The 252-nt window shown below is 71.4% G+C and carries 1 protein-coding gene; it reads right to left on the bottom strand.

What is annotated here, in order from left to right:
- Positions 1-252: hypothetical protein (locus SB773_RS33430; protein WP_410594750.1), on the bottom strand; the 252-nt coding region annotated here is incomplete at both ends.

Genomic DNA, 252 nt, shown 5'->3' on the forward strand with positions numbered 1-252 from the left:
CTCCCTGCTGGGTGACCGTGACCGTGTAGGTGATCCGGTCGCCCGGGTGCACGGTGGCACCCGAGGCCGGGTTGGAGGACTTGGCGACCGTGTAGTTGGTCACCTGCACGCCCGCCGGGTCGCACAGGATGGTCGGGGCCTCGGCGTCCGCCGGGGTGTCGGCCGTGCCGCACGCGTTGTTGACGACCGCGCCACCGCCGTTGACGGTCACGGTGTACTCGTGCGTCTGCTTCTCGCCGCGGGCGAGAGAGG

Origin of the sequence: Bacillus sp. SIMBA_074, assembly GCF_046534555.1 — a bacterium.
Lineage (GTDB): Bacteria > Bacillota > Bacilli > Bacillales > Bacillaceae_G > Bacillus_A > Bacillus_A mycoides.